Origin of the sequence: Psychrobacter sp. R86515 (assembly GCF_042466315.1) — a bacterium.
In the GTDB taxonomy this organism is placed as follows: domain Bacteria; phylum Pseudomonadota; class Gammaproteobacteria; order Pseudomonadales; family Moraxellaceae; genus Psychrobacter.
In genome coordinates this window covers 1,305,446-1,318,934 of record NZ_JAXHCC010000001.1, presented here as the reverse complement: position 1 = coordinate 1,318,934, position 13,489 = coordinate 1,305,446, and the positions used below count along the sequence as shown (strand labels likewise).

12 protein-coding genes, 1 tRNA gene and 1 other RNA gene are annotated in these 13,489 nt (G+C 42.1%); 2 read left to right on the top strand and 12 right to left on the bottom strand.

The genetic code is table 11. The features are described 5' to 3' along the window. Positions 1-62: 62 nt before the first annotated feature. From SJY28_RS05570 to coaD, 11 genes are all read right to left on the bottom strand, one after another. Entirely contained in the window at positions 63-2,549 is a 2,487-nt protein-coding gene (locus tag SJY28_RS05570; RefSeq protein ID WP_379543755.1) for a capsular polysaccharide biosynthesis protein, read from the bottom strand. 75 nt (positions 2,550-2,624) lie between these two features. Continuing rightward, a complete protein-coding gene (locus SJY28_RS05565) occupies positions 2,625-4,397 on the bottom strand; it encodes a polysaccharide biosynthesis/export family protein (protein WP_379543754.1) in 1,773 nt (590 codons plus the stop codon). Between the two features lie 55 nt (positions 4,398-4,452). Next, a complete protein-coding gene (locus SJY28_RS05560; protein ID WP_379543753.1) occupies positions 4,453-5,568 on the bottom strand; it encodes a capsule biosynthesis protein in 1,116 nt (371 codons plus the stop codon). Beyond that, positions 5,537-6,208 (bottom strand): ABC transporter ATP-binding protein, encoded by a 672-nt coding sequence (locus tag SJY28_RS05555; protein WP_201547916.1) that lies wholly within the window; start codon positions 6,206-6,208, stop codon positions 5,537-5,539. The genes SJY28_RS05560 and SJY28_RS05555 overlap by 32 nt, the downstream gene beginning before the upstream one ends. 46 nt (positions 6,209-6,254) lie before the next feature. Next, positions 6,255-7,067 carry an ABC transporter permease gene (locus SJY28_RS05550; RefSeq protein WP_379543752.1) on the bottom strand — a complete coding sequence of 271 codons (813 nt, stop codon included), beginning with the start codon at positions 7,065-7,067 and terminating at the stop codon, positions 6,255-6,257. Between the two features lie 226 nt (positions 7,068-7,293). Beyond that, positions 7,294-7,370: transfer RNA gene (locus SJY28_RS05545), tRNA-Met, on the bottom strand. A gap of 121 nt (positions 7,371-7,491) precedes the next feature. Beyond that, positions 7,492-7,858, bottom strand: an RNA gene (gene rnpB / locus SJY28_RS05540) — RNase P RNA component class A. Between the two features lie 74 nt (positions 7,859-7,932). Continuing rightward, positions 7,933-8,649: a dethiobiotin synthase gene (gene bioD, locus SJY28_RS05535; RefSeq protein WP_379543751.1), complete on the bottom strand. Its 717-nt coding sequence runs from the start codon at positions 8,647-8,649 to the stop codon at positions 7,933-7,935. Next, entirely contained in the window at positions 8,646-9,971 is a 1,326-nt protein-coding gene (gene bioA / locus SJY28_RS05530) for an adenosylmethionine--8-amino-7-oxononanoate transaminase (RefSeq protein WP_379543750.1), read from the bottom strand. The genes bioD and bioA overlap by 4 nt, the downstream gene beginning before the upstream one ends. Before the next feature lie 55 nt (positions 9,972-10,026). Continuing rightward, a complete protein-coding gene (locus SJY28_RS05525) occupies positions 10,027-10,275 on the bottom strand; it encodes a YfhL family 4Fe-4S dicluster ferredoxin (protein WP_021814308.1) in 249 nt (82 codons plus the stop codon). Positions 10,276-10,370: 95 nt separating this feature from the next. Next, positions 10,371-10,889, bottom strand: a complete 519-nt coding sequence (coaD, locus tag SJY28_RS05520) for a pantetheine-phosphate adenylyltransferase (protein ID WP_379543749.1) — start codon at positions 10,887-10,889, stop codon at positions 10,371-10,373. 251 nt (positions 10,890-11,140) lie between these two features. On the opposite strand from coaD, the gene smpB reads away from it, so the two are divergent. Further along, positions 11,141-11,617 carry an SsrA-binding protein SmpB gene (smpB, locus tag SJY28_RS05515; RefSeq protein WP_057758370.1) on the top strand — a complete coding sequence of 159 codons (477 nt, stop codon included), beginning with the start codon at positions 11,141-11,143 and terminating at the stop codon, positions 11,615-11,617. Positions 11,618-11,731: 114 nt separating this feature from the next. On the opposite strand, the gene rarD is transcribed toward smpB, so the two are convergent. Further along, positions 11,732-12,754, bottom strand: coding sequence for an EamA family transporter RarD (rarD, locus tag SJY28_RS05510; RefSeq protein ID WP_379543748.1), 1,023 nt, complete (start codon positions 12,752-12,754; stop codon positions 11,732-11,734). 242 nt (positions 12,755-12,996) lie between these two features. Here rarD and SJY28_RS05505 point away from each other — a divergent pair, with 242 nt between their 5' ends. Next, on the top strand, positions 12,997-13,464 hold the full coding sequence (locus SJY28_RS05505; protein ID WP_101204277.1) for an Lrp/AsnC family transcriptional regulator: 468 nt from the start codon (positions 12,997-12,999) through the stop codon (positions 13,462-13,464). The last annotated feature ends 25 nt before the right edge of the window (positions 13,465-13,489 follow it).

Below are 13,489 nucleotides of genomic sequence, written 5' to 3'. Positions count from 1 at the left end.
GTGATTATACCGAAAAAGCACCTATTTGTCGCAATGCAATTATACGGTGCTACTCTGGTAAATTAACGAGACATTTTACGCAATTTCTGTTGCCACTGGTGACGCTGCTGCATAAAACGTATAGTCGCGTGACGTTTGAACTTTGTAGATAAAGACGAGTTCATAGTCTTAGCTGAACTATTTAAAGTACTAGCCATTTCAGATTGCGATTCTTCATTACTCGCAAGCAGCTGTAAATCTTTAAGAGGATACAAATAATCAATCACCTGCTCTACTTGTGCCAGCCCATAGCCGTCAGGTAGACGATACAACGGGTAACATATAAGCGCGCCATATATTAGCTGCTCAAGAGTCAAAGGTATATCTCGTTGACGCCTTTTTAGATAGGTAGCTTTCGGTAACGACTGCTCGTCAATATCTGTGGTCAATCCCCAACCTGCATAAAACGGCAATCCATAACAGGTAACGTCTAACCCTCGCAGCAACGCTTCAAAACCAGTCAATGAGCTGATCGCATGAACCTCATCCACCCATTCTAAGCAATCAGGCATTGCAGTATCGTAGGCAACCGCTTGAACTTGTCGTAGATGAGCTTCTGATACTTTACCTGCTCGCAGTCCTGCTTCTACATCAGGATGCGGCTTATAAATTAAATAAGCGTCTGGGTTATCTTGTCGTACACGTTCGATCAAACCACTGTTTGTCTTTATTGTAGAGCCGCAGTACTGTACTGACAAATCGTCCTCTACCTGACCGATAATAAGAACGCGTCGTCTCCCAGATATTTTGGCCTCCTGCATCCACGAGTTATTTTGAATACTAGAAACATCTATACCAACCCCAACATTGTATTTACTTACCCGCTGATTCAGCAGTTTGTCTTGCAGTTTGTTTACGCGAAGACGCTGTTCAGAACTCAGTGGCTGACAATTTTGCAGCAATGTTTCTAAGTCTGAAGGCTGGGTCGCATCGTAATAAATACCTTGCTTATCTATCACAACAGACAGTGGTGCCAATAAAGTAGCACCTAAACCATTTGATCGGATAAACCCATCTTCCATACAATAAATAGCTGGCATATCTAAAATTTGCTCAACAAGTTTACTCTGTAGCTTCTTCTGTACTTGCTGACGTTTGGCCAAACCCCATACCAATAAAGGCTGTTGGTAGTTGACACGGAAATGGTCTGGATGTAGAAGGTTCTTTAGACGCGGTTTTGGTTTGATAAATAATGTCGTACGCGGTAGATCTGTAAAGGCTTTGACAAAAGGCAGTTTCCAACGGCTAAACTCATATATTGTCAAATCGCCTTCAAGGCGCGCTTGCCATCGCCGATTGGTCACCAACCACTCAATGGCTGCATCAATATCACAAGCTTGTTTCGTTGCTGGATCTACATAACGACTGTAATCAATATAAGCACTATAAAATAATGTTTCTAGTGACGTTTCAAGCGTCTTATGTGATGTTGTAGGAAACATTGCTGAGTTTGACAAATCTCTATTATTGAGGAGTATCTTAGCTGACTCTAAACGACGTTTTTGAACTGCTTTAAGTAAATTTTTAGGTGCGTTAGCATCATCGGTCAGCCCCCAGCCACTGTACCAGCTCACTCCAAAGCAATGTACTTTTTTACCTAGCATTAATGCTTCAAAGCCCATATGTGAGCTGACGGTATAGACCTCACTTACTTGTTTAAGCAATTCAATAGGATTGAGAGACTCTGTCAATAACCTAACGTTTTTAGGCAGTTTTAAGTTGGATAAATAGCCTGATTTTGACGCAGGATGAGCCTTTATCCAAATATGGGCGTTAGGATGGTTGCGACATGCAGATTTTAGCATCTTCTTAAATTGACGTTTATTCGCACCAGCACCTTTAACAGAGGCATCACCTGCTACTTGGTCAATCAATAGGACATGGAATTGTGAAGCGCTTTCTTTTTCGTTAATACTTTCTTTATTAATCAATTTATCCAATGACGGACAATCGATTATAGAATTATATTTACTCAGTTTTTCTTCACATATGCGTGCCATCAGATGACGAGCACGTGCCTCGCCTACTGCGCGATCATTGCTAGTACTCTTGGTACGCTCAACAATCAACTGCTCAAGGCGTGAGTGGTGCATCATATCAAAGTAGATGCCAATGTCATCGACAACCACGCTTAAGCCATGGCGACTACTAATACCTGAAACCAATGAACGCAAAAATCCATCTTCAATACTTAATGTATTCAGGTCCTGACGAGTGGCAGCTTTATCAGCTCGTTGAAAGCTTTTCTTGTGCCCCCATCCAATAAATGCCTCAGGTTGTGGTTTTTTCTTGCGATTTACCAGGCTTTGTTGCAAGCCTGACCATGGATACCAGCGTTGGATATCAGCTTGCAATACTTGCGAGAGTAGCAAGTTATTGCGGCACATACCTTTACCAACTACTGCCAGTTGTTTTGTCGGTGATTGGTACTGTGACGATGGCGAAAGTAGCGCATGATCAGAGGTGGACATAGTAGATACCTTGATTTCATTCGCTGCTTCTTTTGCCATATCTTTGATACCTTTACTCATTGGTTTTGGTTAAATTCGTTCAACAGTCATCGTTAAGTCATGACTGGCTAACCGTTATAGATCTAAAACTACCTTGGCAGCAATTGCTAACTGATAAACAATCTGTGATAGACCGCGCGCAATCTCCACACGCTTAGTTTTGACTTTCGGTAATACCATAATCTCGTCACCCTGCTGGATACGATACGCAGTATTGACCACTTGGCTCGCTCCATTTTGATGAATAATTAAGATATCCTTTGTATCAGCGTTATCAGAGAAACCACCAGAATTAGCCACATAATCCCCAACGGTATAGTCAGCATTAAAGGTAAGTGCCCCTTGTGCTCGTACTTGACCATTGACTGTAATGACTGATGTTTGTGCTGGTATCTCAATGATATCGCCTTGTTGCAGAATAATATCTTGCCATGAATTTGGCACAACAACGATTTGACCATCTGTCTGAACATTACGAGCTTTGGCAACGAACTGCTTAACCAATGCTGCATCATCTTGACGCAATGCGGCTTCTTCACGAGTCGTTGATTGAGTAGCAAGCGTTAGCTCTTCTAGACGATCGAGCGACTCGTTAATCATGCGTTTTTGTTGCTCAGCAACAGATTCACGATAGATGGTTAGATGTGTCAATTTGGCCAGTGGGCTTGGCTGTAATTGTGGCACGATATCTTTTAGACGCGCGCCATATGGCACAACCATTGCGCCATTACCAGTATGTGCACCTTTTACCTGCACCGCGATGGTACCTGCGTAACGATCTGACGTTACTACCATTTGATCGCCATTATAGACAGGGACATTTTGGGCTTCACTTAATGAGTAGTACTCTGCCGTCTGTGCACGTCCTGCACTACGAGTAATGCTGACATTAGTAGCATTGGCTGCCGGATTAGACACTTGCAACACATCACCAATAGTCAGATCATTCACATCAAATTCAAAGGTATATTCGTTTTGTACTTGACCGCTTACCACAAATGTCTTTTTCTGCGGTGCCACGGTGATGACATCACCATCACGGAATGAAAATGCTTGTAATTTACCTGCTAGCAAAAAGTCATATAAATTGACTTGCTGTAGCATTTGACCGTTACGTTTGATTTGAATGTCGATATAACTACCACGTGTTGGGTCAACGCCGCCTGCTCTATCTAAATAAGACAATACCGAGTCTGCTGCTAGACCACCGTAATAGCCTGGCTGTTTAACAAAACCTGTGACGAACACTTTAACTGGCTGCGCCTGCTCTAATGAAGCATAAACCCCTACATTCGAGCGATAGATACGACTGACAGCATTTTTAACCACGTTTTGTAAGCTGCCATTTTGTACACCAGAGACGCGGACTGGTCCAACGTTCGGCAAGAAAATATTACCTTGTGGATCGACGGTCATGGTAGCAGCATACTGGTAAGCGCCCCACATTCTTACTTGGACGTTATCGCCAGGGTTAATCACATAACTGTCATTAAAAGTAGAGCCTGAAGTCGTCGAAAATGCCCCACGGAACAATTGCTCACCGAACATCATATCTTGAGTTTTGATATCTTGATAAGGACGCGTGGTATTGATAACTGACTGGCTTGGTAAGCTTGCTGCGTTAACCGCTTCTTGAGTCGTTGCTTGCCCTGGCACTGCCCCAGCAAATGCTTGGGTAGACACGTTAATATTGCTCTGGTTCTGAGATTGACTCATGTTATTGTTGCTTGTGCCAAAGCCTGAACCTGATATTTGATCTGCATAACTGCTTGCAGCTGTTGCAGACATACTAGTCGCCGCCATTGCCAAGCTTGTCGCTATCACGATAGAACGTGGTTTCATATTCATGAGTTATATTCCTTTCCTGATCTATCGATCATTACTGATATCTGGTTTTTCAAGATTAGCTACGGTGATCACGGACAACTGCCATTACCAAACGCACAAATCCGTATAGCATTAAGAGCAATGCAAGCGATGTCCAAATAAGATACGCTTGACGCGGATATGTTGCATCTTCAGCTTCATAGGGCGTTGAGATCACAATCAAGTTTTTCATTTTCTTGAACGCTTCTAGTCTTGATTTTTCAAGCGATGACAACGACAATTTATATAACTCGGTAGCAAAATCCACATCTGCCTTGATGGTCTCAAACTGTACGGCTTGACGGTTCAACTTGGTTGTATTTGGTGATGTCAATTTAGTTTGTTCTTGAGTGATTTGCTCTTCGACAGCCTTTATTTGGCTTCTTAGTGAAACCACTTGCGGTGCATCTGGATTTAGATAGCTGAGTAACTGACGCTCTTCGGTACGCAACGAGCTTAATTGCGCTTGCAAGCTGCCAATTAACTGGTTGACGATTTGCGCATTGGCTTGTGGGTCATAGATTTCGTTTTCATTCTGATAATTTAATAGCTGCTCTTTGGCATCGTTTAAACGCTCTTCTGACTCGTCTAACTGAGTTTCTGCAAACGCCAATTGATCACGAGCCACTTCTTGTGAAATGCGGTTCACAAAACGCTCAGACTCACCTAAGATAGCTTTGTTCAGCTCAAAAGCATACTTTGAGTCAAAGCCTTCTGTTGATACTGAAAGCACATAGCTCTGCTCGTCAAGATCAATGTGAACCCGTTTTTTGAAGTACTCAAGTAGATCTTCTTGCGTCGCATCAGGATCGATTTCATAAATAGGGTCTGAACCATCAACATAGTAAGCGTCTCTGAACTTAAACTTATTATCGAGTCGCTTCACCATATCATTCGATAGAATATACTCTGTCAAATAGGTCGCATCTTCTTTACTGGTACTATTTACGCCCAATAGAGCTGATATACCACCTCCAGAAGATACGTTAGTATCACTGACTTGTTTGACCACTACATCTGCAGTCGAAACGAAGCGCGGATGCGCCAGTGTCATTACATAGTATATAACGAGCAACCAAGGAAGGATGACCAAGCCGATAAACAGCGAGAAGTTAATTATCTTACTTTTTTGCTTTGTGGATATGCTTTTCATAAACCTCAATCGCTTCTGTTGTATCGTCAAACACGTGTGCTGTTTGATCCATTAGTACAATACCAATATCGCAGTTTCGTTTGATATCACCAATATTGTGCGACACTATTAAAAATCCTGCTTGTGCGCGGCGGGCCGCTAAAATCTCTTCGCTACGTTTTCGGAATGCCGCATCACCAACAGCACCCGCTTCATCGAGCATATAGTAGTCAAAATCAAAGGCCAAGCTAAGTCCAAACGTTAATCGAGCTTTCATTCCTGATGAGTAGCTTTTTACTGGCATATCAAAATAACTGCCAATATCAGCAAACTCTTCGACAAAACGAATTTTTTCATCAATATAAGGACCACTTGAATATAAGCGACAAACAAAGCGTACATTTTGACGACCTGTTAGACTACCTTGAAAACCACCTGCCACCCCAACTGGCCAAGAAATAGTCGAATCGGTAATAACCTCTCCATGATCTGGCTCATCAAGTCCACAGATAATACGTAGTAATGTTGACTTACCAGCACCATTACGACCGAGTAAGCCCACACTTTGTTTATCACCAATAGTCAGATTTAGATCTTTGAACAAGTAATGACGGCCTTTCTTTGTCATAAATGACTTAGAAATATTCTTTATCTCAATCATTCACTCACCTTTCTTATTATTAGCATTTATAACTATTGATACTAACTTATCGAGAACGAATCATGTCACGCTCAGCATACTTGTAGAGTAAAAGACCTAGGAAGTTTACGATAAACATCCACTCTAGAAAGTACCAGATATCAATATGATATGCTGGATAATTGGGTGCAAAAGCATGTCTCATTAGCTCGATATTATGAATGAAAGGATTGTATAGTAAATAGCTAAAATACGGCTCAGGAATAACATGGATTGGATAAAGAATACCAGAAATAAAATATAGTATCGTAAAAAATATGGTGATCACTTTACTGATTTCGCCACCATAATATCCAACCACCATCATAATTAGAGCAAGACCAAAGCTAAATATAAATAGCGTTATCCAGCAAAATAATACAATGTGCAGATTTTCCAAATTGGCATAAATATCAAAAAAAGCCAAGCCTAAAAGTAGAAGTATAGATGTAAAAAAATAGATTACTAATTCTAAGAATGAACGCGCGATGATCACATCAATGTGCTTAATCGAACGGTACATCAATAAACCTTTATTGGCATCGACTGCCCCTAACGCTCTTGTCGCTATCTTTTGAAACATCCGAAAAGGAACCATTCCAACAATAAGAAATAAAGAAAAATCCATACCAGGAACTAAGCGTTCACGGATAGTGCCAAATATTATTAAAAAAATCAGAACTTGAAAAAGAACTTCAAGTGGTGCCCAAAGGTAACCCAAACGGTAACCACCAAAGCGAGTCTGTAGCTCGCGCATGATCAATGCATGGAAGGCTGCACCCATGACTTTAAGGCCACTGCGATGCTTGATAGGACGATAAGGAGGTAGTTGGACAGACATGGCGTTACAGGACTTTACCGAAAACAGCCCCTATGATAAGTAAGCGCGACATAAGTTACAAGAATTAATCTGTATATAGACAGATAAACCTATGATTTAGTAAGAAATCTGTAAGTAAATCACACCTAAAATGCTATGTATCAACAGCTTTTAGTTTATAAAATCATTTATTTTGGGCAAAAAAAAACCAATCTCGATAGATTGGTTTTTTTCGTACTGCTATATATGGTGGCGATGAAGAGACTTGAACTCTTGACCTCACGATTATGAGTCATGCGCTCTAACCAGCTGAGCTACATCGCCGTTTTAGGCTGCACATTATGCCCAAGCTGTTGACTGCCGTCAACCCCTAATAAGCATTTTTTGCAAAAAAACGAATTTAATTCAGATTAATCGCAACTATTACTACATCAAACAGTAAAAAAGGTTTGGTAAACCGATAAGCCGGGTTCTGTCGTGGACGATCATTCCTCTAGGCGTATCATCGCTAATACGCTCAAGCAACCTACCCGCATCGAACGCGGGCCGCGCCATGCCGATGCCTATTTGGTCTTGCTACGCGTGGAGTTTACCATGCCGTGAACTGTTGCCAGCCACGCGGTGCGCTCTTACCGCACCCTTTCACCCTTACCGATAATACCCTAAGATACTAAAGGCGGTCTACTCTCTGCTGCACTGGTCGTCAAGTTACCCTGCCCAGCCGTTAGCTGGCACGCTGCCCTATGTAGCCCGGACTTTCCTCCCCTGCTCATCTGTTGCCAGTGTGCAGCGGCGATCGCCTAGTCTACCAAGCGCGCTAGTATAGCAAACTTATGACTGCCTGCGAATGTCTTTTGAATTTATTTTTAAAGACAACATAAATAGGCTAAACAAAATTTTCTGACAGTGCTTCAATATTACCGACCAAGTTATCTTTTAGATATGGTATCTGCAGCCAATGCGCTTTAGGATAATGATTGTCCAAATATTTTCGTAGAAACTCAATAGTGCTATTTGCGATCTCAGTATCCGTTTTTTCAGCATCATCATGAATATGATTATAAATTATGCTATGTACCGTTAAACCGCGCGATTTTATAGCTTCTAAACTGAGTAAAGTGTGATTGATACTGCCCAATCGACCAGAGGTGACCAAAATAACTGGATAGCCTTGCTCGGCAATATAATCTAATATCAGTAGATTCTCTGTAATCGGCACAAGTAAGCCACCTGCACCTTCTAGTAGTACCAGCTCATACTCAGATTGCAGTCGCTTGGTGGCGTTAGTAATCATATCAGGATCAAGAGTTTTCCCTGATAGCTTAGTAGCCAAATAAGGGGATGCTGGCTTCTTATAACGATGAGCACAAGTCGTAAAATCGAGGTCACATTGCTGTAGAGGAATATCCATTAATTGACGATGAGTAATGATATCATCAGCAATATTCATCTCACCATTATTTGGATTAATCGATACGCCCGTTTGCACTAACTTTTGAGTGATGACATTTAAGCCTTGCTGCATAAGCGCTTTGGCAAGCAGTCCAGTAGCATAGGTTTTACCAATATCGGTATCGATACCAGAAACAAATAGAACACTCATGGTTGACCTCGATTTTCTAAATACGTACTCACTACTTTTAGCAGTGATTGGCATAAGGTAGTCAGCTCATCATCAGTAATCACGTAGGGTGGCATGATATACACCAGCTTGCCAAATGGTCTGACCCAGATACCATTATCAATCAACAAAGACTGAAATGTAGGCATATCGACCGCTTCATGCAACTCAATGACGGAGACTGCACCCAAACAACGTACCTCGGCAACACCGTCTAATAACGCAGCAGGCGCTAACTGCTGTTCTATAATAGTCTGCATGTTTGCGGTACGCGTTTCAATATCATAAGACAGAATCAAATCAATCGAGGCACACGCAACCGCACAGGCCAGTGGGTTGCCCATAAAGGTTGGGCCATGCATAAGGGCTGGATAGTCACTATTATGGATGGTATCGGCAATCTTTCGGGTACATAGCGTTGCGGCAAAAGTCATATAGCCACCCGTCAGCGCCTTGCCAATGGTCATGATATCAGGGCTAATAGCTGCATGTTCACACGCAAATAATTTACCACTACGCCCAAACCCAGTGGCGATTTCATCTGCAATCAATAGTACATCATGCTCATCACACAGTTGACGCAGCAATTGTAGATATTCAGGACTATAAAAACGCATCCCGCCTGCGCCCTGAATAATCGGCTCAATGATAAACCCCGCCAGCTGCTCGCCATATTCTACAAAAAACTGAGCTAATGATTCACGCTCATCTACTGTCAATGAGCGCTCAAAGCCAATGGGCGGTGCAGGGACGAAATGCTGCATCGGTAATTGCTTGCCATATAGGCTGTGCATACCATTAACAGGATCACAGACACTCATGGCATGCCACGTGTCTCCGTAATACCCTGAATGGGTTGAGGCAAACTGCTGCTTATTTGGACGCTTGGCAGCTACTTGATATTGCAGCGCCATTTTTAGTGCCACTTCTACCGCGATACTGCCACTGTCCGCATAAAAAATCGCATCGAGACCAGTAGGTACAATGTCGAGCAGTTTTTTGCCCAAATCTATTGCTGGCTGATGGGTTAACCCACCAAACATGACATGCGCCATTTTACCCAACTGCTTAGTTAGTGCTTCATTCAGTTTTGGATGATTATAACCATGAACGCTCGCCCACCATGATGACATACCATCGATCAGGCGCGTGCCATCTTCGGTGATGATATAAACACCTTCAGCACGATCGATTACGATATTAGAATAAGTGGGTGGCAGGCTAGCATAAGGGTGCCAAAGATGTTGCTGATCGAAGTCATTTACGACTTGGATGGATTGCGTGGTTGTTGTTTCCATGGTCATCGTGTTGTCCCTAAAACGTTGTAAACCCAAACGTCATCAATCGCTTATAAGTACTCTATTGACCCGTAATACGTTTGTATTTAGATAGCAGGTCGCTTTCAGTTTCGACATGATTGGGATCGTGAGGAATACAGTCGACTGGGCAAATCACAACGCATTGTGGCTCATCAAAATGTCCGACACATTCTGTACATAGATCAGGGTCGATGACATAGATATCATCCCCTTCTGAGATGGCTTCATTGGGGCAAGCAGGCTCGCACACATCACAGTTGATGCACTCATCAGTGATTAATAGTGCCATGAACTGTTCCTTATATTTTTGCTTATATCAGTCATATATGGCTGCTCCTTACTGTTTTAGCAAGTGCTAGCAGCATATCTTTAATGCAGTATCTTTTACTTAACATTTAGCTTTTTATCGAATGCTTGCAAAACGCAGGGTGGAACGAATTTATTGACGTCACCGCCAAGCTTAGCAATTTCGCGAATCATAGTAGATGAGATAAATGAGTAGTTTTGAGATGGGGTCAAAAACACTGCCTCAAAGTTTTCATCAAGCTCACGATTCATATTGGCTAGCTGAAACTCATACTCAAAATCTGACATTGCTCGCAAGCCACGCAAAACTGCCGTGGCGTTTTTCTCACGCATAAAGTCAACAAGTAGCCCTTCAAAACCAATGACAGATACTTGCGGTAAATCTGCAAATACGGTTTCGACCAAAGCAACTCGCTCTTCAAAATTAAACAAGGGTTTTTTATGATGGCCTGAGGCAACCGCGATAACGACTTCATCAAATAGCTTGACGGCGCGTGTGACCAAATCTACATGACCATTGGTAATAGGATCAAAGGTACCAGGGTATAGAATTTTGGTATGTAGCTTTGAGGAATTGGGAGAAATAGAGTGGCTCATAGCATGACTGATATAATCGGTGATATTAGGCCATATGCTAGCAAATTTTGCTCAAACTTAATACTTATCTGCTACATTTGTCCTAACAGCTGATTTACCTTTTCATCAGAGGCTTTGATACAATAGGCAGTTCGACTCATCCATCTCATAATCGAAATAAAAAACAATACTAGTTATTGGATTAGGATGAGGAATTAGTGGGACTGATTAAATAAGGAGCCTGCGTTTTAGGTCATTCTTATGGAGAAATTATGTCAAAAAAATCAAAAAAGCCAGATAATCAGATTTGCGCCAATAAAAAGGCGCGTCATGAGTACTTTATCGAAGAAACCTTTGAGGCAGGACTGGCATTACAAGGTTGGGAAGTCAAAGCCATTCGCGCAGGAAAAATGACCATCACCGAAGCGTACGTCATATTTCGCAATAACGAAGCTTTCTTATTCGGGGCGCACATTCAGCCATTGCTATCGAGCTCAACGCACGTTAGTCCAGACAGTATTCGTACTCGTAAACTGCTGCTAAACCGTCGTGAAATCGAGAAACTATCTGGGGCAATTAACCAGAAAGGCTACGCTTGCGTACCGCTGTCTTGCTACTGGAAAAACTCATTGGTGAAATGCCAAATTGGCCTAGCCTTGGGTAAGAAGCAGCATGACAAACGCAAAACGCTAAAAGATCGTGATTGGGAACGTGATAAGCAGCGCGGTTTCAAACAGCATTTAGATTAAGTGTTATTTAATCTATATAAAAAAGGACGGCTCAATATTTACTGAGCCGTCCTTTTTTGTTGTTTGTGACGTTTAATAAAATAGTAACCTCTATGACATCCAACCAGTGGCTTTCTATGCCATTTGCTCTTCTAGAGATAATGCTGTCTTTCTACTAGCCTGACGCAATTGCTTAACACCATGAGCAATCAGACATGCAATACCTAGCCAAATCAGACCGTAGCTATAAATCATCGCTGACTCAAATGGGTTACCTAGTACGGTCACTGCCAAGATAAATAGCAACGCAGGTTCCAAATAGCTTATCATGCCATAGACATTGACTGGTAGCATTTGACTGGCATCAATATTGGTCTTCATTGCCAAGACACTGAGTACACCTAAACCTATTAGCATCATGATAAAGAACCCAGAGCCGCTAACCAATGCCAAACTGCTTGGGTCAAAGAAGAACAAGTAAGCCAGCGCAAAGGGCGCAAATATCGTTAAATCAATCAATAATCCAGTCACTGCGCCAATTCCCTGCAGTCGGCGTAAAATGTAGTAAACAGGATACGTACCGCATACCCATAGCGTCGCCCAAGAGACACTTTGGGTACGAATAACTTCGCTACCTACGCCCAGTGCAGCAAAGGCCACTGCCAACCATTGCAAACGGCTTAGTTTTTCGCCAAAGAGGACACAACCAAACACCACCATCATTAATGGGAATAAGAAGTATCCCATCGCGGTTTGCACGCCTTGTCCGTTAACTGGCGCCCACATAAATAACCAAAATTGACTAAGAAATATCGGCGTAGGTAATAGCAGCCAAGCCCACTGCTTAGCACCTTTGAGCAATTTTAACTTATCAATGTGCAACCCCAGACGCCCACTTACCATTAGGTATCCGACCAGCGCTGCCCACATCGCGAGCATGCGCCAGATAAAAACTTGCGTCCCTGATAATGGCGACAAAAAACTGCTATACGCATAGAGTACGCCAAATAGCACATTGGACAATATGGCAAAAGACACCCCTAATATCAGAGTGCGTTGTTGTGCGCTACCTGTCGTCCAAATCGCAGGTAGTGGCAAACGTGCAACAGTCGTTGCTAGCGTATTAGCGAATACATTGGAGAGCATTGAGATAGACATGATAAGCACCGTAGATATTAATAGATGATAAAAAACCAATTGCTAGCTCTTATTTTGAAGCAGCTCTAATTGATATGGTCTATTTTACTAGGGTGCTTTGATATATTATCTCTATATAGATGTACTTATGAATAAAAATATCAAATATGTGTCGTACAAATCATTATTTTCTTATATTAGAATTTTTAGTGATAATATTTATAAAAAAAGATAAAAACTGCCGTTATTAAGGATGTCCTGATATGAGCCATACTTTAGATAATATTGATAAAGCTATTTTGAACTTGCTACAAGATGATGCGACATTACCGCTTAAAACTGTCGCAGAGCGGGTGCATGTATCTATTGCGACGGCGCAGCGGCGTATACAGGCGCTCATAGATAGTGACGTGATTACCAAACAAGTAGCCATCGTCAATCCTGACAAAGTGGGCTACGGTCTGACAGCAGTGGTAATGATAGAAATGGAGCGCTCTAATACCTCAATGCAGCATCGGTTTGAGCGCCTAATGGATGCGCAATCACGAATCATGAGCTGCTATGAGGTATCGGGCGATTTTGACTTTATGCTCATGGTCAATGCAAAAAACATGAGCGACTATCATCAGTTCACTCGCAGCTTACTGACTTACGAAAATAATGTACGCAATTTCAAAAGCCAGTTTGTGATGAACTTTACCAAGAGTGGAACCAAAATTACGCTAGATTAATTATAATTAATCCGTCTCAGCTAAA

What these genes read in the sequence shown, in the direction of transcription:
- SJY28_RS05570 (WP_379543755.1), bottom strand. Translation starts at nt 2,549, where the DNA reads ATGGCAAAAGAAGCAGCGAATGAAATCAAGGTATCTACTATGTCCACC.
- SJY28_RS05565 (WP_379543754.1), bottom strand. Translation starts at nt 4,397, where the DNA reads ATGAATATGAAACCACGTTCTATCGTGATAGCGACAAGCTTGGCAATG.
- SJY28_RS05560 (WP_379543753.1), bottom strand. Translation starts at nt 5,568, where the DNA reads ATGAAAAGCATATCCACAAAGCAAAAAAGTAAGATAATTAACTTCTCG.
- SJY28_RS05555 (WP_201547916.1), bottom strand. Translation starts at nt 6,208, where the DNA reads ATGATTGAGATAAAGAATATTTCTAAGTCATTTATGACAAAGAAAGGC.
- SJY28_RS05550 (WP_379543752.1), bottom strand. Translation starts at nt 7,067, where the DNA reads ATGTCTGTCCAACTACCTCCTTATCGTCCTATCAAGCATCGCAGTGGC.
- bioD (WP_379543751.1), bottom strand. Translation starts at nt 8,649, where the DNA reads ATGAGTGTTCTATTTGTTTCTGGTATCGATACCGATATTGGTAAAACC.
- bioA (WP_379543750.1), bottom strand. Translation starts at nt 9,971, where the DNA reads ATGACCATGGAAACAACAACCACGCAATCCATCCAAGTCGTAAATGAC.
- SJY28_RS05525 (WP_021814308.1), bottom strand. Translation starts at nt 10,275, where the DNA reads ATGGCACTATTAATCACTGATGAGTGCATCAACTGTGATGTGTGCGAG.
- coaD (WP_379543749.1), bottom strand. Translation starts at nt 10,889, where the DNA reads ATGAGCCACTCTATTTCTCCCAATTCCTCAAAGCTACATACCAAAATT.
- smpB (WP_057758370.1), top strand. Translation starts at nt 11,141, where the DNA reads ATGTCAAAAAAATCAAAAAAGCCAGATAATCAGATTTGCGCCAATAAA.
- rarD (WP_379543748.1), bottom strand. Translation starts at nt 12,754, where the DNA reads ATGTCTATCTCAATGCTCTCCAATGTATTCGCTAATACGCTAGCAACG.
- SJY28_RS05505 (WP_101204277.1), top strand. Translation starts at nt 12,997, where the DNA reads ATGAGCCATACTTTAGATAATATTGATAAAGCTATTTTGAACTTGCTA.